General features: G+C 72.8%; 15 protein-coding genes. 9 read left to right on the top strand and 6 right to left on the bottom strand.

What is annotated here, in order from left to right:
* Positions 1–63: 63 nt before the first annotated feature.
* Entirely contained in the window at positions 64–402 is a 339-nt protein-coding gene (locus tag K7G60_RS01090) for a hypothetical protein (protein ID WP_225798838.1), read from the bottom strand.
* 304 nt (positions 403–706) lie between these two features.
* Here K7G60_RS01090 and K7G60_RS01085 point away from each other — a divergent pair, with 304 nt between their 5' ends.
* Together K7G60_RS01085 and K7G60_RS01080 are read left to right on the top strand one after the other, a co-directional pair.
* The gene (locus K7G60_RS01085; protein ID WP_225798837.1) at positions 707–2,068 is read left to right on the top strand and encodes a glutamine synthetase family protein; all 1,362 of its coding nucleotides are present in this window, start codon (positions 707–709) and stop codon (positions 2,066–2,068) included.
* A 262-nt stretch (positions 2,069–2,330) separates the two neighbouring features.
* Positions 2,331–2,819 (top strand): GNAT family N-acetyltransferase, encoded by a 489-nt coding sequence (locus K7G60_RS01080; RefSeq protein WP_225798836.1) that lies wholly within the window; start codon positions 2,331–2,333, stop codon positions 2,817–2,819.
* A gap of 10 nt (positions 2,820–2,829) precedes the next feature.
* Here K7G60_RS01080 and K7G60_RS01075 read toward each other — a convergent pair whose 3' ends face one another.
* Together K7G60_RS01075 and K7G60_RS01070 are read right to left on the bottom strand one after the other, a co-directional pair.
* Positions 2,830–3,261, bottom strand: coding sequence for a VOC family protein (locus K7G60_RS01075; protein WP_225798835.1), 432 nt, complete (start codon positions 3,259–3,261; stop codon positions 2,830–2,832).
* A gap of 516 nt (positions 3,262–3,777) precedes the next feature.
* Positions 3,778–5,940 carry a PIG-L family deacetylase gene (locus tag K7G60_RS01070; protein WP_225798834.1) on the bottom strand — a complete coding sequence of 721 codons (2,163 nt, stop codon included), beginning with the start codon at positions 5,938–5,940 and terminating at the stop codon, positions 3,778–3,780.
* Positions 5,941–6,253: 313 nt separating this feature from the next.
* On the opposite strand from K7G60_RS01070, the gene K7G60_RS01065 reads away from it, so the two are divergent.
* The gene (locus tag K7G60_RS01065) at positions 6,254–9,241 is read left to right on the top strand and encodes a bifunctional [glutamine synthetase] adenylyltransferase/[glutamine synthetase]-adenylyl-L-tyrosine phosphorylase (RefSeq protein ID WP_225798833.1); all 2,988 of its coding nucleotides are present in this window, start codon (positions 6,254–6,256) and stop codon (positions 9,239–9,241) included.
* 282 nt (positions 9,242–9,523) lie between these two features.
* Positions 9,524–9,694: a VOC family protein gene (locus tag K7G60_RS01060; RefSeq protein WP_225798832.1), complete on the top strand. Its 171-nt coding sequence runs from the start codon at positions 9,524–9,526 to the stop codon at positions 9,692–9,694.
* Here the strand turns inward: K7G60_RS01060 and K7G60_RS01055 are convergent.
* A complete protein-coding gene (locus tag K7G60_RS01055) occupies positions 9,685–10,299 on the bottom strand; it encodes a TetR/AcrR family transcriptional regulator (RefSeq protein WP_225798831.1) in 615 nt (204 codons plus the stop codon). The genes K7G60_RS01060 and K7G60_RS01055 overlap by 10 nt on opposite strands.
* A 111-nt stretch (positions 10,300–10,410) precedes the next feature.
* On the opposite strand from K7G60_RS01055, the gene K7G60_RS01050 reads away from it, so the two are divergent.
* Both K7G60_RS01050 and K7G60_RS01045 read left to right on the top strand, forming a co-directional pair.
* The gene (locus tag K7G60_RS01050; protein WP_225798830.1) at positions 10,411–11,952 is read left to right on the top strand and encodes an APC family permease; all 1,542 of its coding nucleotides are present in this window, start codon (positions 10,411–10,413) and stop codon (positions 11,950–11,952) included.
* Positions 11,862–13,430: an amidohydrolase gene (locus K7G60_RS01045; protein WP_225798829.1), complete on the top strand. Its 1,569-nt coding sequence runs from the start codon at positions 11,862–11,864 to the stop codon at positions 13,428–13,430. The genes K7G60_RS01050 and K7G60_RS01045 overlap by 91 nt, the downstream gene beginning before the upstream one ends.
* A 61-nt stretch (positions 13,431–13,491) precedes the next feature.
* On the opposite strand, the gene K7G60_RS01040 is transcribed toward K7G60_RS01045, so the two are convergent.
* Positions 13,492–14,400: a phosphatase PAP2 family protein gene (locus K7G60_RS01040; RefSeq protein WP_225798828.1), complete on the bottom strand. Its 909-nt coding sequence runs from the start codon at positions 14,398–14,400 to the stop codon at positions 13,492–13,494.
* Positions 14,401–14,475: 75 nt separating this feature from the next.
* On the bottom strand, positions 14,476–15,510 hold the full coding sequence (locus tag K7G60_RS01035; RefSeq protein WP_225798827.1) for a LacI family DNA-binding transcriptional regulator: 1,035 nt from the start codon (positions 15,508–15,510) through the stop codon (positions 14,476–14,478).
* Between the two features lie 336 nt (positions 15,511–15,846).
* Between K7G60_RS01035 and K7G60_RS01030 the strand changes: the two genes are divergently transcribed.
* From K7G60_RS01030 to K7G60_RS01020, 3 genes are read left to right on the top strand one after another with little or no spacing between them, the layout of a single operon-like run.
* A complete protein-coding gene (locus K7G60_RS01030) occupies positions 15,847–17,124 on the top strand; it encodes an extracellular solute-binding protein (protein ID WP_225798826.1) in 1,278 nt (425 codons plus the stop codon).
* A 19-nt stretch (positions 17,125–17,143) separates the two neighbouring features.
* A complete protein-coding gene (locus K7G60_RS01025; RefSeq protein WP_225798825.1) occupies positions 17,144–18,157 on the top strand; it encodes a carbohydrate ABC transporter permease in 1,014 nt (337 codons plus the stop codon).
* On the top strand, positions 18,151–19,023 hold the full coding sequence (locus tag K7G60_RS01020) for a carbohydrate ABC transporter permease (protein ID WP_263985363.1): 873 nt from the start codon (positions 18,151–18,153) through the stop codon (positions 19,021–19,023). The genes K7G60_RS01025 and K7G60_RS01020 overlap by 7 nt, the downstream gene beginning before the upstream one ends.
* Positions 19,024–19,065 lie beyond the last annotated feature (42 nt).

Below are 19,065 nucleotides of genomic sequence, written 5' to 3'. Positions count from 1 at the left end.
GGTGGAGTTCGGGGGCGGACGTGCGGGGCGGGGCCCGCCACGGAGGCGGGGCGCCCGTCGCCGCTACGTCCGGAGAACTTGAAGGACGTGCAGGTCCGGCGCACGCGGCCGGGCGTCCGAGCGGTGCGCCGACCCGTCACCGGAGGGCGGCGCGAGACGCGGCGGCCCCCCGTCCGCGTGCGGCGGGGTGTCGAGCGGGGGCGCGCTGAGCACCGCGGGGGAGAGCGAGGGGAAGAGGGAGCAGCCGCCCCGGTCGTACGGGCAGACGTACTCGCCGGTGACGGCGGCGGCCGTCACCGCCCGCGGCTCCGTCCCGTGGGAGGGGTCGTGCCGGTCCGGCCGCATCCCCTGACAGAGGAAGAGCGCGGCGAGGAGCGTCGCCACGGCACTCGCCAGTGCCATGGGACGCGCGTGTCGGGACAGGCGTACGAGCCGTGTGGCCCCCATGGGCGCAGATCGTAGTGGGCGAGGGGCCTCTGTGGGCCGAACGGGGTACCACTCGGTACCGGCGGACGGGCGCCGGGCGGGTGCCGGGCGGGCGGAGAAGCATTCCGATCCGGCCGTTCCCCCGTTACCCGAGTCACATCCGAGCAGGCAGTATGGGTGTGCAACGTGCGCGAAACCATGTGGTGGGATGCTCAGGTGCCCCCCGATGTACCGGAGGCGGTGGGAGCAGGCGGCCTGACCAGCGAGGATGGGTGTGGAAATGGACAAGCAGCAGGAATTCGTGCTCCGTACGCTCGAGGAGCGCGACATCCGCTTCGTACGTCTGTGGTTCACCGACGTGCTCGGCTTCCTCAAGTCGGTGGCCGTGGCGCCCGCCGAGCTGGAGCAGGCCTTCGACGAGGGCATCGGCTTCGACGGCTCCGCGATCGAGGGCTTCGCCCGCGTCTACGAGTCGGACATGATCGCCAAGCCGGACCCGGGCACCTTCCAGATCCTGCCGTGGCGCGCCGAGGCCCCGGGCACCGCCCGGATGTTCTGCGACATCCTCATGCCGGACGGCTCGCCCTCCTTCGCCGACCCGCGCTACGTCCTCAAGCGGGCCCTGGCCAAGACCTCAGACCTCGGCTTCACCTTCTACACCCACCCCGAGATCGAGTTCTTCCTCCTGAAGGACAAGCCGCTCGACGGCACCCGGCCCACCCCGGCCGACAACTCGGGCTACTTCGACCACACCCCGCAGAACGTCGGCATGGACTTCCGCCGCCAGGCCATCACCATGCTCGAATCGATGGGCATCTCGGTGGAGTTCTCCCACCACGAGGGCGCCCCCGGCCAGCAGGAGATCGACCTCCGCTACGCCGACGCCCTGTCCACGGCGGACAACATCATGACCTTCCGCCTGGTCATGAAGCAGGTGGCCCTGGAGCAGGGCGTGCAGGCCACGTTCATGCCGAAGCCGTTCTCGGAGTACCCCGGCTCGGGCATGCACACCCACCTCTCCCTCTTCGAGGGCGACCGGAACGCCTTCTACGAGTCGGGCGCCGAGTACCAGCTGTCCAAGGTCGGCCGCTCCTTCATCGCGGGCCTCCTGCGCCACGCGGGCGAGACCTCCGCCGTCACCAACCAGTGGGTCAACTCCTACAAGCGCATCTGGGGCGGCTCCTCCCGCACCGCCGGCTCGGGCGGCGAGGCCCCCTCGTACATCTGCTGGGGCCACAACAACCGCTCCGCGCTCATCCGCGTCCCCATGTACAAGCCGGGCAAGACGGGCTCCTCCCGCGTCGAGGTCCGCTCCATCGACTCGGGCGCCAACCCGTACCTGACCTACGCGGTCCTCCTCGCCGCCGGACTCAAGGGCATCGAGGAGGGCTACGAACTCCCGGCCGGCGCCGACGACGACGTCTGGGCCCTCTCCGACTCGGAGCGCCGTGCGATGGGCATCGAGCCGCTCCCGCAGAACCTGGGAGAGGCGATCGCCCTGATGGAGAAGAGCGAACTGGTCGCCGAGACGCTGGGCGAGCACGTCTTCGACTTCTTCCTGCGCAACAAGAAGCAGGAGTGGGAGGAGTACCGCTCCGAGGTCACCGCCTTCGAGCTGCGGAAGAACCTGCCGGTCCTGTAGGGGTGGGCGTTCCCCGCCGTGCCGTGGGCACGGAACCCGTGCCCACGCCCGCCGACCGGGCGGCCGACGCGGCGCTCGGTCTCGTGCTCGGCCTCGGCTCCCTCGCGTACGGGGCGGAGGCCGGTCGTGGTGTTCGCGGAGGTCTCGGGGGAGACCGGCGGGGCGCGGTCCCGCGAGCGCGGCAACAAGGCGGGACTGCGGCGCTGGGCGGCGCGCGGCTAAATCCGTTGCCCGGGCCCGGCGGGCGGTCCAGACTGCCGCGGTGAAGATCGAATCCGTCGCCACCGCGCGGCTCGTGTTGCATCCCCTGAGCGAGGCCGGGGCCGGGCGCATCGTCGCCCGGGAGGCCGGGGACGGGGACCGCTGGGGGGAGGAGTACCCCGGCGACGGGGACGTCCGGTCCGCCACCGGCTTCCTGCGCGGACTCGCCGAGCGGGGGGACCCGGGGGTGTTCCGGCCCTACGAGATACGGCTCGACGGCGTCGCCGTCGGCGGCATCGGCTTCCACGGGCCGCCGGACGAACTCGGCGTCGTGACCGTCGGGTACGGGCTGACGCCGGCGGTACGGGGGAACGGGTACGCCTCCGAGGCGCTGCGGGCGCTCCTCGAAGTGGCCCGGGCGGCCGGCGTCGCCGGGGTGAAGGGCGACGCCGACCTGGACAACCCGGCCTCGCACCGGGTGATGGAGGCGGCCGGGATGCGGTGCGTGGCGGAGGACGAGCGGCTCCGCCACTTCTACCTGGGGTTCTGAGCGACGGGTCTCAGCGCTCCGCCAGCTCCGCCGGGGCCTCCTGCACGACCCAGCCGTTGCCGTCCGGGTCCTCGAAGGTCATGAACGAGTTCCAGGGGCCGCCCTTGCCGTCCTCCCAGCCCGAGGCGCCGACGTGCCGCACCGGCGAGACGTCGACGCCCCGGGCGAGGAGCTCCGCCCGAGCCGCCTCGATGTCCGTGACACAGAGCTGGAGGCCGTGCAGCCCGCCCGGGCTCGTCGTCCTCGTCCCCGGCATCGGCGGCATGCCGCTCATCATCGCGATCGAGCAGCGCGAGCCGGGCGGCGTCGCCTGGATGACGCGGGTGCCGGGGGCGACCTCGTCGTCCAGGTCGATGCGGAAACCGCACTTCTCGCCGTAGAACTCCTTGGCCCGGTCCAGGTCGGTGACGGGGACGGGCACGACTTCCAGGGTCCAGTTCATGGCGCCCACGGTCCCGCACGGGACGGCCCCGCGCACCCGGAACCCCAGCCACCGGGGCGACGCGCCATGCGGGACCCACACCCGCCGGGCGACGCCCCCGCGCGGGCCGCGCCCCTGCCCGCCCGCCCGTACGAGCGCCGCGCCCGGCGGGGCGGTGCCCCGGCCCACCCCCCGTGTGGGCAGTCGTCCCGCGGGGCGGGAAGGGTGGGCACACGGGACGGCGCCTTTCAGCGGCGCCTCCGCGTTCCGCGCCTGGACCCGCACCGACAGCGCACTGTGCACGGGGTGCGGGTTCAGGCCCGTGAGCCTCGGGCGCCGGCAAGGGGCGCCGTTCCGTTGTGCCCGCCCTCCCCCGAGCTCTCGGCTTCGCTCGAGCAGGGGGGACCCCCTTGCCCCGGCGGAACGACCGCCCACAACGGGGGTGGGCGCCGTCCCGGCGGAACGGCGCCCGCAACGGGGCGCGGATGGGCACCGCCCGGCGGAACGACCGCCCGCAGCGGGGCGCGGCCCCGGGGGTCAGTGGGGGGCCGGGGTCCAGTGCAGGCGGCCGTCCAGGCCGATGGCCGCCACCCCGTCCGTACCGGCGTCCGGCGCGCCGGAGAAGAGGAACTTCTCCAGCGTCCACACGGGACGCGCCCCGCCCCGGCCGTGCGAGGCCGTCGCGAGGAAGCCGGTGCGGGACCGGACCGCGAGCAGACCGTCGCCGCCGCTCACCGGACCGAAACCCGCGACACCGGTGCCTGGCAGCTCCGTGACCGGGGAGACCGGGCCCGTACCGGAGAAGTCGGCGCTCCGCAGGTCGCCGGAGGCCGGCTTGCGGAACCAGAGCCGTACGCCGTCGCCGTCCGGCGCCGCGCTCGCGCTCAGCGCCAGGGTGGTCGGCGGCAGCCCGGTCGGCGCGGGCCCGGTCAGCGGCCCGCCGGGGCTCCGCTCGGCCCAGGCGAGGACGGTGGTCGGGGTGCTGGCGAAGACGTGGCCCCGGCCCTCCGCGTCCGTCGCCGCCACCGGGTCGCCGTACACATCCGTGCCGCCCAGGGACCGCCACGGGCCCCAGCCGCCGTCGGGCCGCTGCTCACGGGCCGTCAGCCGGTGGCGGCTGTCGCGCAGGACCACGGTGGCCCGGCCGTCGGGGGCCGCGGTCACGGCGGGCGCACTGATGTCCGAGGTGCCCTCGGCGTCGTTCGGCTCGGGCGTGCCGAGCGATGTCCAGGGGCCGAAGCCGGCGCCCGGCGCGGCCTGGACGGTGGTGACCACCTCGCGCCGGTAGGCGGCCGCGTCGCCGCCGAGCGTCGTGCGGGTGCCGAAGACGGCCATGCGGCCGTCGGGCAGGGTCACGGAGGTGATCCCGCTGTCGAGGCCGGCGCCGGGCAGCAGCTCCGGCCCCTGCCAGGCCACGGCGTCCGCCGGCTTCCGCCAGGTCGCGAGGCGTCCGTCGAGGACGGAGAAGGCGTGCAGTCCGCCCTCCGGGTCGCGCTGGACCCAGGAGGTGGAGGTGCCCCGGGCGTACCGGACCGTCTGGGTCCAGCCCCGCCCGGCGGGCCGCGCGGCCACCTTCAGGTCGCCGCAGCCGGCGTCGGGGCCGCAGTCGTGGACCCCGTCCAGCCAGGCGTACGTCTTCAGGGTCCTCAGCTTCGCGTCGGCGGTCTCGGGGTCGAGGGTGTGCGGCAGGACGCTGGTCGGGTAGCCGAGGTAGTTCTGCACGCCGACGTGGGGGTGGCCGGGCAGTTCCGCGTACCGGGCGAGCGCGGTCTGCACGAACCGCGCCCCGTACAGGTGGTCCTGGTGGTCCCGGAACTTCCCGCTCTGCGGGTACGTGCCGGGGCTGGGGTCCTGCATCCGGACGAAGGTCGGCCGGAACCGCTCCAGGAGCCCGGTCACGGTGGCCACGACCTGCTCCTTCGTGTAGGCGAAGTCGGAGGCGACGGGGGTGCCGGCGGAGCGCTGCGATCCGAGCGCGGTGATCCGGCCGTTCCAGAGGCCGTGGAGGCTGTGCGGCCGGTCGCCGTTGGTGGCGCCGGCCTCGCGTATCTGCAGCCACACCAGCTTGACCTGCGGCCGGGCGCGCAGGGTGTCCAGCTCGGCCCACCCGCCGCCGGCCGTGGGCATCGCGGTCCGCTCCCAGGGGCTGGTCCGGCTGCCCGTCGCCATCTCGGCGTAGGCGGCGCGTATGCCGTTCTGCCGGGCCTCGGCGTAGCCCGCCTTGTCGGGCGCGGCGGCCCCGGCGTCGCGGGGACGGGCGTTGACCCCGTCGGACTCGCCGGCGGTGAGGTAGACGGCGGTGAGGGGGTTGCCGGAGTGGAGGGACTGGGAGACGTCCGGGTTCATGAAGAACAGGTCGTCGTCCGGGTGGGCCACGATCTGCACCACGGAGACCGGGGAACCGGCGTCCCGTGCGGGCGGCTTCGCGGCCCCGGACCCGTCGCTCCTCCCCGGCTTCCCGGCCTCCCCTGCCTCCCCGGGCTTTCCGGACCGCCCCGGCTTCCCGGTCCTGCCGGGCGCCTCCGCCGGCAGGACCTTCGCGGGCGCGTGCGTCGTCGGGTCCTCCGCCGCCTGCGGTGTCCCCGACACCGTCAGGAGCCCGACGAAGGTGCCGCCCACCAGGGCGGCCGTCACCACCGTCGCGGCGGTCCTGCGGCGGGACGGGAGGGAGAGGGAGCGGCGGAGGCGGCGGACGGGCATGTCTCGGTGGCGTGCTTTCCCATGAGGTCGGACGGGCGGGGCGGTCCCGCCGAAGGCAAGACGAACTTTCAAGAAATACGGTTCATCGGGCCCGAAAAGCCACCAATGTGCGGGACATCACGTGTGATCCACTACGGACCGCGGCCCCCGGGCCCGTCTCCCGGACCAGGTCTCCCCGATCAGGTCCTGCGGATCAGGTCCTTCGGATCAGGTCTTCCGGGTCGGACCCCGGACGCCCGCGCCCCGCGCTGCGGATAGGCTCGATCCCCCGGGTTCGTCCCTGGGCTTGGACCTGCTCGGAGGGAGCGGCGGAATGACGGTGCCGGGACGCAGGAGCAGCACGTTCTCACGTCTGCTGCGGCACGGGTTCACCGACCCCTCGGGGGCCGAACGGCTCCTCGACGTGCCCGAGCTGTCCGCGCTGCGCGGCGACCCCGTCCTCCTCGACGCCCTCGGCGCCACCGCCGATCCCGACCTCGCCCTGCGCGGGCTGGTCCGCCTCGTCGAGGCGCAGGCCGAGACGGAGCGGCAGACCCTCACCACCACGCTGCTCTCCGCGAAGCCGTTCCGGGACCGGCTCCTCGGCGTGCTCGGCGCCTCCGAGGCGCTCGCCGACCACCTGGCCCGGCACCCCCGCGACTGGGAGTCCCTCGTCACGTACGAGGCGGCCGACCTGCACCCGGGGCTCGCCGAGTTCGAGCAGGGGCTCGCCGAGGCCGTCGACCCGGTGTCGCTGCGGGTCGCCTACCGCCGCTGCCTCCTCGCCATAGCGGCCCGTGACGTGTGCGGCACCACCGACGTCGCCCAGACCGCCGCCGAGCTCGCGGACCTGGCGACGGCGACCCTGCGCGCCGCGCTCGCCATCGCCCGTACGGCCGCGCCGGCCGACGCCGCCACGTGCCGGCTCGCGGTGATCGCGATGGGCAAGTGCGGCGGCCACGAGCTGAACTACGTCTCCGACGTCGACGTGATCTTCGTCGGGGAACCCACCGAGGGCGCCGACGAGGGGAAGGCGATCCAGGCCGCGACCCGCCTCGCCTCCCATCTGATGCGGATCTGCTCGGAGACCACCGTCGAGGGCACCATCTGGCCGGTCGACGCCAACCTGCGCCCCGAGGGCCGCAACGGCCCCCTCGTCCGCACGCTCTCCTCCCACCTCGCCTACTACCAGCGGTGGGCCAAGACCTGGGAGTTCCAGGCGCTGCTCAAGGCGCGCGCGGTGGCCGGCGACCCCGAGCTGGGCGCCCAGTACATCGACGCGGTCTCCCCGCTGGTCTGGCAGGCGGCCGAGCGCGAGAACTTCGTCCCCGACGTGCAGCAGATGCGCCGCCGCGTCGTCGCCGGCATCCCCGTCGCCCAGGTCGAGCGCGAGCTCAAGCTCGGTCCCGGCGGCCTCAGGGACGTCGAGTTCGCCGTCCAGCTCCTCCAGCTGGTGCACGGCCGCAGCGACGCCACCCTGCACAGCGGCACCACCCTCGACGCGCTCGCCGCCCTCGCCGCCGGCGGCTACGTCGGCCGCGCCGACGCCTCCCAGCTCGACGAGGCGTACCGCTTCCTGCGGGCCATGGAGCACCGCATCCAGCTGTACCGGTTGCGCCGCACCCACCTCGTCCCCGAGGACGAGGCCGACCTGCGCCGCCTCGGCCGCTCCCTCGGGCTGCGCACCGACCCGGTCGCCGAGCTCAACAAGGAGTGGAAGCGGCACGCCGCCGTCGTCCGGCGCCTGCACGAGAAGCTCTTCTACCGGCCGCTGCTCGACGCGGTCGCCCAGCTCGCCCCCGGCGAGATCCGGCTCAGTCCGAAGGCGGCCGGGCAGCGGCTCGAAGCGCTCGGGTACGCGGACCCCGCCGCCGCCCTGCGCCATCTGGAGGCGCTGGCCTCCGGGGTGAGCCGGAAGGCCGCGATCCAGCGGACGCTGCTCCCGGTGCTGCTCGGCTGGTTCGCCGACTCCGCCGACCCGGACGCCGGACTCCTCGGCTTCCGCAAGGTCTCCGACGCCCTCGGCAAGACCCCCTGGTACCTGCGGCTGCTCCGCGACGAGGGCGCCGCCGCCGAGAACCTCGCCCGGGTCCTGTCCGCCGGGCGCCTCGCCCCCGACCTGCTGCTCCGCGCCCCCGAGGCCGTCGCGATCCTCGGCGACCCGGAGGGCCTGAAGCCGCGCGGCCGCGACCACCTGGAGCAGGAGGTCCTGGCGGCGGTGCGCCGCGCGGACGACGCCGAGCAGGCGGTCGCGGCGGCCCGCGGGGTGCGCCGCAGGGAGCTGTTCCGCACCGCCGCGGCCGATCTCATCGGCTCGTACGGCACCGAGGACAGCCCTCGCGAGTCCGATCCGGGCGCGCTCGTCGACCGGGTGGGGGAGGCCGTCACCGACCTCAACGCGGCGACGATCGCGGGCGCCCTGCGGGCCGCCGTGCGCGCGGAGTGGGGCGAGGAGCTGCCGACCCGGTTCGCGGTGATCGGCATGGGCCGCTTCGGCGGCCACGAGCTCGGGTACGGCTCCGACGCCGACGTGCTGTTCGTGCACGAGCCGCGCGAGGGCGTCGACGAGCAGGAGGCGTCCCGGGCCGCGAACCGGGTGGTCGCCGAGATGCGAAGACTGCTCCAACTGCCCACGGCAGACCCGCCGTTGCTGATCGACGCGGACCTCCGCCCGGAGGGCAAGAGCGGCCCCCTGGTGCGCAGCCTGAAGTCGTACGAGGCCTACTACCGCCGCTGGTCGCTCGTCTGGGAGAGCCAGGCGCTGCTGCGCGCCGCACCGATGGCGGGAGACCTGGACCTGGCGGACCGCTTCGTCGAACTCGTCGACCCGCTGCGCTATCCGGCGGAAGGCCTCGGCGAGGACGCGGTCCGCGAGATCCGCCGCCTCAAGGCCCGGATGGAGTCCGAGCGGCTGCCGCGCGGCGCCGACCCGACGCTCCACGCCAAGCTCGGGCGCGGCGGTCTCAGCGACGTCGAGTGGACGGTCCAGCTGCTCCAGATGCGGCACGGCTGGGCCGAACCGGGCCTGCGCACGACCCGTACCCGGGAGGCCCTGGCCGCCGCCCACGCGGTGGGCCTGATCCCGGCGGAGGAGGCGCAGACCCTCGACGAGGCCTGGGTCCTCGCCACCCGCGTGCGCAACGCGGTGATGCTGGTCCGCGGCCGCCCCGGCGACACCTTCCCGTCGGAGCCGCGCGAACTCGCCGCGGTGGGGCGGTACCTGGGGTACGAGGCGGGTCACGTCGGCGAGATGGTCGACGACTACCGCCGGATCACCCGCCGGGCCAGGGCCGTCGTCGAGGAGCTCTTCTACGGGGCCTAGGGCCTGTTTTCGGATCAGGTCGGCTTCGAGCTCCGCGAGGAGGGCCCGGCCCGCGGGGGCGGGGGTGACGGAGACGCGCCTGCGGTACTCGGGGTCGCGCGCCCGCTCGACGTACCCGCCGGTGACCGGCGCGGAGCTCGACAAGGGCGGGCCGGGCGGGCCGTACGCCGACTGGGAGGCGGACGGCCGGGGCGTGCTGGTGCTGTTCGACCGCGCCCCGATGGCCTCCGTCTCGGCACCGGGGACCTGCCGGCCCGTCCGGAGCCGGCCCAGGGCAGTGCGATGCCGGTGCTGCGGGTGGACGACGTGGACGAGGCCCTCGCCCTCTGCCCGGAGGCCGGCGGCGCTCCCGTGCTCGGCGCGGCCGACCGCCCCGAGTGGGGCCCCGGTCTGCGCACCGCCCACCTCCGCGACCCGGAGGGGCGGCTGATCGAGCTCCGGTCCTACAGCTGATCCGCGTCGAGCAGCGCCCGGACGTGGGCCAGATAGCCGGCGAGGGCCAGCTCGAAGGCCCGGTCGGACCGGCCCTCGGAGACCGCGCCGAGGGCGCGGGCCAGCTGGGGGGTGGCCGTCTCGTCGGCCAGCTCCCACATCATCTCGGGCGCCGCCATGTCGAGGGCCGAGCCGAGCACCAGGTTCTCCAGGCCGATGATCACCGGCATCACGGCCGACAGCGGGAAGCCCGCGTCCAGGAGGCGGGCGACGGCCTTCTCGTACTGCTGGAGCACCTTGGGGGCGCGCACCGGCGAGGCGGTGAGCAGCGGGATCGCGCGCGGGTGGGCGGCGAAGGCGGCGCGGTACGAGCGGGCCCAGGCGGTCATGGCCGCGTCCCAGGGCGTCAGCTCGAAGGCGTCGTCGTCGATGGCGTCGCAGACCCGCTCCCGCAGCAGCTCCACGATGCCGTCCCGGCCGTCCACATGGTGGTACACCGAGGCCGTCTGCGCGCCGAGTCGGCGGGCGATCTGCGGGACGCTGAACTCGCCCTGCTCGTCCACGAGTTCGAGCGCTGTGGTGGTGATGCGCTCCCGGTCGAGGAGGGGTGTGCGCGGCCGGCCCATGAAGGTTTTCCCCCAGTTCAGGTCTTCCCGAATCGTCGGGCACGAGGCTACATTGCGCCAACCGAAAGGCTTTAGGTTTCCTGCTCCCGTCGCAGAAGGGCCTCCCCACCCATGTCGTCCAGCACGTCCGACGAGCCGCCCGGGCTCCGCACCGGCACGCTCACCACCGCGGACATCTCCTTCTTCGTCGTGTCCGCCGCCGCCCCGCTCACCGTCATGGCCGGCGTCGCCCCCATCGCCCTCGTCCTCGGCGGCATCGGCGCCCCGGCCGGATACCTCCTCGCCGGCCTCACCCTCGCCGTCTTCGCCGTCGGCTTCACCGCGATGAGCCGCCACGTCCGCAGCGCCGGCGCCTTCTACGCGTACGTCGCCCAGGGCCTCGGCAAACCCCTCGGCATCGCCGCCGCCCTCGTCGCCATGGTCGGTTACAACGGCATGGAGATCGGCGTCTACGGACTCCTCGGCTCCGCCACCGCCGACACCGCCCACGCCCTGTGGGGCGTCGACCTGCCCTGGCTGCCGATCGCCCTCGCCGGACTGCTGCTCATCTGGTACGGCGGCTACCGCTCCATCGACTTCGGCGCCAAGGTCCTGGGCGTCCTCCTCGTCGCCGAGACCGGGATCCTCGTGCTCCTCGCCGCCGGCGTCCTGATCGAGGGAGGCGCCGACGGGATCTCGCTCGGCTCCTTCGCCCCCGGCAACGTGTTCGTCCCCGGCACCGCCGCCGTGCTCGCCTTCGCCTTCTCCGCCTTCACCGGCTTCGAGTCGACCGTCATCTACCGCCGCGAGGCCCGCGACCCGGCCCGCACCATCCCCCGCGCCACCTACATCGCGGTCGGCTTCCTCGGGCTCTTCTACGCCTTCGTCGTCTGGACCGTCATCCAGGCCTTCGGCGACGACAAGGTCGTCGAGGCCGCCGCGGGCGACACCGGCGGACTCTTCTTCGCCGCCATCACCACCTACGTCGGGGGCTGGGCCGCCGACCTGATGCACGTCTTCATCGTGACCAGCATCATCGCCTCGCTCCTCGCCTTCCACAACGCGATCAACCGCTACGGGCTCGCGCTCGCCGAGGAGGGCGTCCTGCCCGCCGCCCTCGGCCGCGTCCACCCGCGCCACCGCTCCCCGTACCTCGCCGGCGTCGCCCAGACCGTGCTCGGCGCCGTCATCGTGCTCGGCTTCGCCGCCGCCGGCGCCGACCCGTACACCCAGCTGCTGCTCTGGGTGAACACCCCCGGCATGCTCGGCCTCATGGCGCTGATGCTGCTCGCCGCCCTCGCCGTCATCCGCTACTTCCGGCGCGTCCCGCACCAGGAGGGCGCCCTGCGCACCCTCGTCGCTCCGGCCGCCGCCGCCGTGCTGCTCGCCGTCGCCCTCTGGCTCGTTGCCTCCAAGGTCGATCTGTTCACCGGCGCCTCCACCACCGTCAACACCGTCCTCGTCGCCGTCGTCCCCGCCGTCCTCGTCCTCGGGCTCCTCCTCGCGCACCGGCTCCGCCGCACCCGCCCCGAGACCTACGCCCGCTTCGCCGCCGAACCCGACACCGAAGGATCAGACCCCTCGTGCCCGCACCCGACCTCCTCCTCGTCAACGCCCGCGTCCGCACCCCCGGCCTCTCCCGGCACACCGCTGTCGCCGTCCACGACGGACTGATCACCGCCCTCGGCACCGACGCGGAGGCCCGCACCTGGGCCGGCCCCGGCACCGAGACGGTCGACCTCGCCGGCGCCACCCTCACCCCCGGCCTCACCGACGCCCACAGCCACCCCGTCTGGGGCCTGGAGATGTCCACCGGCACCGACCTCTCGGCCGTCACCGACCTCGAAGGACTGCGCGCCGCCCTCCGCACCGCCGAACGCCGCGACGGCTGGGTCCTCGGCTTCGGCCTCGACCACAACGTCTTCGGCGGGCGGCCCGTCCACCACGACCTCGTCGAGGACGCCCTCGACGGCGCCCCCGCCCACCTGCGCCTCTACGACGGACACTCCGCCCTCGTCAGCGCGGCCGCCCTCAAGGCCGCCGGGATCGAGGGCCCCCGCGCCTTCGCCCAGCACTCCGAGATCGTCTGCGGCGCCGACGGCCGCCCCACCGGGCACCTCGTCGAACACGCCGCCATGGACCTGATGACCCCGGTGCTGCCCGCCCAGCCGTACGCCGAGCGCCGCGACCGGCTCGTCGAGCTGCTCGGCGCCATGGCCGCCACCGGCCTCACCGCCGCCCACGTCATGGACCTCGGCGGACACGACGTCCCCGGACTCCTCGCCGGCGTCGAGGAGGACGGCCACCTGCCGGTCCGCCTGCGCCTCGCCCCCTGGTGCATGCCCGGCGCCGGCCCCGAGGAGATCGACGGACTCGTACGGCTCCAGGAGCGGGCCGGACGGCTGTGGGCGATCGGCGGCGTGAAGTTCTTCATGGACGGCACCGTCGAGGGCGGCACCGCCTGGCTGGAACACGCCGACTGCCACGGCCAGGGCACCGACGCCTTCTGGCCCGACCCGGCCGCCTACTCCGCCGCCGTGCGCCGGCTCCACCGGGCCGGTGTCGGCACCGCCACCCACGCCATCGGCGACGCCGCCGTCCGGCACGTCCTCGACACCGTCGAAGGCCTCGGCAAGGGCGGCCCCCGCCACCGCGTCGAGCACATCGAGACCGTCCCCGACGACCAGCTCGGACGCTTCGCCGCGCTCGGCGTCGTCGCCTCGATGCAGCCCCCGCACACCGCGTACACCCGCGCCGACCACACCGACGAGTGGTCCCGGCGGCTCGGCGGGGAGCGGGCCGCCCGCGCCTGGCGCTGCCGCGACCTGCGGGACGCCGGGGCGCACCTCGCGCTCGGCTCCGACTGGCCCATCGCCCACCACGACGCCCGTCAGGTCCTCGCCACCGCCCGCGCCCCGCGCGGCGCGGCCGCCGCCCGGCACGGGCTCACCGGCCTGATGGCCCTGGAGGGGATGACCACGCACGCGGCGCTCGCAGCGGGGGAGGAGGCGGTGGCGGGCCGGATCGCCCCGGGCTTCCGGGCCGACCTCACCGCCTTCGCCGCGGACCCGGTGGAGATCCCGGCGGACGAGACCGCCGGGATCCCGATCCGGCTGACGGTCGCCGGGGGCCGGATCACGTACCGGGGCTGACCGGCCGGATCACGTACCGGGGCTGACCGGCCGGATCACCCGCCGGAGCCGGCCGGCCGGATCACTTGCCGGAGCCGACCGGCTCCACGTCGTCCTCGCGGTCCGTCCCCGCCACGGGGGACGGACCGCCCCGCTGCGCGGTCGACGCCGCCGGCTCCACCAGCTTCGGCAGGCGGTGGGGGCGGGAGCCGTACCAGAAGTAGGAGACGGCGAAGCCGAAGGACAGGCAGACCGTGCCGCCGACCGCGTCCAGCCAGAAGTGGTTGGCGGTGGCGACGATGACGACGAGCGTCGCCGTCGGGTAGAGCAGGCCGAGGACCTTCGCCCAGGGCGCCCGGGCGAGCAGGAAGATGGTCAGTCCGCACCAGAGCGACCAGCCGATGTGCATCGACGGCATCGCCGCGTACTGGTTCGACACGTGCTTGAGGTTGCCCGAGGCCATCGAGCCCCAGGTGTGGTGGACGAGCACCGTGTCGACGAAGTCCTGGCCGTTCATGAGCCGGGGCGGCGCGAGCGGGTACAGGTAGTAACCGACCAGGGCCACACCGGTGGTCGCGAACAGGACCGTGCGGAACGCCGCGTAACGGCCCGGATGCCACCGGTACAGCCACACCAGCACGCCGATGGTCACGACGAAGTGCAGCGTGGCGTAGTAGTAGTTCATCGAGACGATCAGCCACGTCACCGAGTTGACGGCGTGGTTGACGGCGTGCTCGAAGGCGAGCCCGAGGGACTCCTCGGTCTTCCAGATCCAGTCGGCGTTCCGGAGTGCCTCGGCCTTCTGCTCCGGCACCGCGTTGCGGATGAGCGAGTACGTCCAGTAGCTCACCGCGATGAGCAGGATCTCGAACCAGATGGTGGGACGCCGGGGCGAGCCCGTGCGCAGCCGCGCGAACCTGCCCTCGTCGGCCACGATGGGTGACGACGGGGTCGTCCGGCTGTCCAAGCTCTTCACGGTCGTTTCACCCATAGCGAGAGAGTCTGCCAGATCCCGTCCCCCCGACCGATCATCCCTCCGTCGGGTCCGGGGTGCACCCGCTCCACCTCAGGAAGGAGTGCGCGCGGGTGCCGGAGCCGACGCGGTCGAACCGCGAACCACCAGCTCAGGCATGAAGACGAACTCGGAGTGCGGGGCCGGGGTGCCCCCCACTTCCTCCAGGAGCGCGCGGACCGCGGCCTGCCCCATCGCCTGCACCGGCTGCCGGATCGTGGTGAGCGGCGGGTCGGTGAACGCTATGAGCGGAGAGTCGTCGAAACCGACGACCGAGACGTCCCGGGGGACGTCCAGGCCCTGCTGCCGGGCCGCCCGGATCGCGCCGAGCGCCATCATGTCGCTGGCACAGACGACGGCCGTGCAGCCGCGGGAGATCAGCGCCCCGGCCGCGGCCTGGCCGCCCTCCAGGGTGTAGAGGGAGTGCTGGATCAGTTCCTCGGACTCCTCGGGGGAGAGGCCGAAGCGCTCCGCCATGCCCTGCTGGAAGCCCTCTATCTTGCGCAGCACCGGCACGAACCGCTTCGGCCCGACGGCGAGACCGATCCGCGTGTGCCCGAGGGCGGCCAGGTGCGTCACGGCCAGCCGCATCGCCGCCCGGTCGTCGGGGGAGACGAAGGGCGCCTGGACCTTCGGGGAGAAGCCGTTGAGGAGGACGTACGGAACGCCCTTGCCGCGCAGCTGGTCGTAGCGCGTCATGTCGGCGGTGGTGTCGGCGTGCAGGCCGGAGACGAAGATGATGCCGGCGACGCCGCGCTCCACCAGCATGTCGGTGAGCTCGTCCTCGGTGGACCCGCCGGGGGTCTGGGTGGCGAGGACCGGTGTGTACCCCTGCCGGGTCAGGGCCTGCCCGATGACCTGGGCGAGGGCGGGGAAGATCGGGTTGTCCAGCTCGGGGGTGATGAGGCCGACCAGTCCCGCGCTGCGCTGGCGCAGACGCACGGGCCGCTCGTAGCCGAGCACGTCGAGCGCGGCAAGGACGGACTCGCGGGTGGCGGCGGCCACTCCCGCCTTGCCGTTGAGCACGCGGCTGACTGTGGCCTCACTGACCCCCGCCTGGGCTGCGATGTCGGAGAGCCGCGCGGTCATGAGGATGGACTGTACCGGTCACGGGGCGTATTGCCCACCGCTACCTCCAGGTCGGCCCGACATCGTCCTGCTGCAAGGCCTTGCAGCCCTTGCCGCCGCCTTGCGGGGGCGCTCGGGCGGGAAAGGAGGCCCGGTCGCCCCTGTCAAGCGATCCTTCGGCAACCTTCGGGACACGTGAATGTAACGATCGACGGTCCTTGCAGAAAGTTCTCGCAAGGTCTTTCGGCGCGTTTTCATCCCTGTTACGTTCCTGGCAACCCGGAGCGCCGCGAGGGAGCGGTCGCATGAGGAAGGTTCCAGCCCCTCGTCACCCCCGGGATCATCGAAGGAGTTCACATGCGGCGTGGCATAGCGGCTACCGCGCTGGTCGCGGCCCTGGGCGTGACCCTGGCGGCGTGCGGCGGAAGCGACAGCGGTTCCGAGGGCGGCTCGAAGAGCTCGGGCGAGCTCTCCGGCACCGTGACCTGGTGGGACACCTCCACGGTCGGCTCCGAGGACAAGGTCTTCAAGAAGGTCGCCGAGGAATTCACCAAGGCGCACCCCAAGGTCACCGTCAAGTACGTGAACGTGCCGTTCGGCGAGGCGCAGAACAAGTTCAAGAACGCCGCGCAGTCCGGCTCCGGCGCGCCCGACGTCATCCGCTCCGAGGTGGCCTGGACCCCCGAGTTCGCCGACCTCGGCTACCTCGCCCCGCTGGACGGCACCCCCGCCCTCAAGAACGAGGGTGACTTCCTCAAGCAGGCCGCCGCCTCCACCAAGTACAACGGCAAGACCTACGCCGTCCCGCAGGTCATCGACTCCATGGGCATCTTCTACAACAAGAAGATCTTCAAGGACGCCGGCGTCACGGTCCCCAAGACCATCGACGAGCTCAAGTCCGTCTCCGCCAAGATCAAGCAGAAGACCGGCAAGACCGGCCTGTACCTGCGCGGCGACGACGCCTACTGGTTCCTCTCCTTCCTGTACGGCGAGGGCGGCGACCTGGTCGACGCCGAGAACAAGAAGGTCACCGTCGACAACCCGGCCGGCGTGAAGGCCTTCAAGGTCGTCAAGGACCTGGTGGACTCCGGCGCCGCCAAGACGGACGCGACCGACGGCTGGAACAACATGCAGACCGCCTTCAAGGAAGGCAAGGTCGCCATGATGATCAACGGCCCCTGGGCCGTCGCCGACACCTACGCCGGCAAGGAGTTCGCCGACAAGGCCAACCTGGGCATCGCCCCGGTCCCGGCCGGCTCGGGCGGCCAGGGCGCCCCGCAGGGCGGTCACAACCTCGCCGTCTACGCCGGCTCGAAGAACCTCGACGCCTCCTACGCCTTCGCCGAGTACATGACCTCGGCCGAGACCCAGGCGAAGATCTCGAAGGAGCTCAGCCTCCTCCCCACCCGCGAGTCGGTCTACATCAAGCCGGACGTCGCGACCAACGAGATGATCGCCTTCTTCAAGCCGGTCGTCGACAAGGCCGTCGAGCGCCCCTGGATCCCGGAGACCGGCAGCCTCTTCGCGCCGCTCGTCACCGAGTACACCAAGGTCCTGACCGGTCAGACCCCGCCGGAGACGGGAGCCAAGACGGTGGGCGACGGCTACCGCAAGCTCCTGAAGGACTGGAAGTAACAGGAAGGCAGGCCGGCTGATGGCTGTGGACACCCCCAGCCAGTCGGTGGCGAAGGCCGCGGGCGACGACGTCGCCCGCGGCCGGAGCCGCGGAACTGGCAGTCACCGGGGCGCGACGAAGCGCTCCCTCTCCACCCACTGGTACGCCTGGGCGATGGTCGCCCCGGTGACGATCGTGATCGCCGTGATCATCGGCTACCCGCTGGTCCGCGGCATCTACCTGTCGCTGACCGACGCCAACGAGCGGAACGTCGCGCGGTCGATCGGTGTCAACCAGATCCCGGCCAGCTACGAGTTCGTCGGTCTGGACAACTACACCGACGCGATCACCGGGGGCCAGTTCCTCGGGACGCTCGGCTGGACGATCGTCTGGACCGTGTCCTGCGTGGCCCTGACCTTCGGCCTCGGCCTCGGCCTCGCCAACATCCTGAACCGCAGGATCGCCGGCCGCTCCGCCTACCGGCTGATGCTGATCCTGCCCTGGGCCGTGCCCGGCTTCGTCTCGGTCTTCGCCTGGCGCTTCCTCTACAACCAGGACAACGGCCTGCTCAACAAGATCCTCGCGGGCGGCGGCATCGACGCCGTCCCGTGGCTCAACGACCCGACCTGGGCCAAGCTCTCGGTCATCGCGACCAACGTCTGGCTCGGCGTCCCGTTCATGATGGTCGCCCTCCTCGGCGGACTCCAGTCCATCCCCGGCGAGCTGTACGAGGCCGCCGAGATGGACGGCGCGAGCGCCTGGCAGCGCTTCCGGCACATCACCATGCCCGGCCTCCGGTCCGTCAGCACCACCGTGGTCCTGCTGAGCACCATCTGGACCTTCAACATGTTCCCGGTGATCTTCCTGCTCACCCGGGGCGGTCCCGGCGAGGCCACCCAGATCCTCGTCACCCAGGCCTACAAGTTCTCCTTCGAGGTCAGCCCGCGCGACTTCGCCCAGTCGTCCACGTGGGGCGTGCTCATCCTGGTCCTCCTGATGGTCTTCGCCGCGTTCTACCAGCGCGTCCTCCGCAAGCAGGGAGAAGTCTGGTGACCACCACGACCCCCACCCCCCAGACCCTGAACGCCCCGATCCGGGGACGCCGCTCCCCGCTCGCCTCGGTCGGCCTGCACGTCACGCTGATCGTGGCCTCCGTGATCGCCGTCTTCCCGGTGCTGTGGGTCCTGCTGACCTCGCTGAAGCCGGCGAAGTTCGCGACCACCACGGACTTCTTCAAAGAGACGACCTTCGAGAACTACACGAACCTGCTGAACGACACCCCGTTCCTCACCTGGTTCGGCAACTCGCTGCTCGTCGCCGGTCTCACCACCGTCCTCGGCGTCTTCGTCTCCGCCACCACGGGCTACGCCGTCAGCCGCTTCCGGTTCCCCGGCAAGCGAGGTCTGATGTGGACGCTGCTGGTCACCCAGATGTTCCCGGTCGCCGTCCTGATCGTGCCGATCTACAACATCATGGCGACGATGGGCCTGCTCAACCAGCCGGTCGGCCTGGTCATCACGTACCTGACCATCGCCGTCCCGTTCTGCGCGTGGATGATGAAGGGCTTCTTCGACACCATCCCGCGCGAGATCGACGAGTCCGGCTACGTCGACGGCCTCACCCCGTTCGGCACCTTCTGGCGGCTCATCCTGCCGCTCGCCAAGCCGGGCATCGCGGTCACCGCCTTCTACTCCTTCATCACCGCCTGGGGCGAGGTCGCCTACGCCTCCGCCTTCATGGTCGGCGACGAGAACCTCACGCTCGCCGGCGGACTGCAGAAGTTCGTCAACCAGTACGGCGCCCAGTGGGGCCCGATGTCCGCGGCCTCCGTGCTCATCGCCGTCCCCGCAGCACTGGTGTTCCTCTTCGCCCAGCGGCACCTCGTCACCGGCATGTCCGCCGGCGCCGTCAAGGGCTGACGGTTGAACGCCCCATCTGTACGCCCCTCCTTACCTCCCAGG

Origin of the sequence: Streptomyces sp. NK15101 (assembly GCF_020400725.1) — a bacterium.
In the GTDB taxonomy this organism is placed as follows: Bacteria; Actinomycetota; Actinomycetes; order Streptomycetales; family Streptomycetaceae; genus Streptomyces.
The sequence above is the reverse complement of the archived record's forward strand: the minus strand, read 5'-3'. Positions and strand labels throughout refer to the sequence as shown.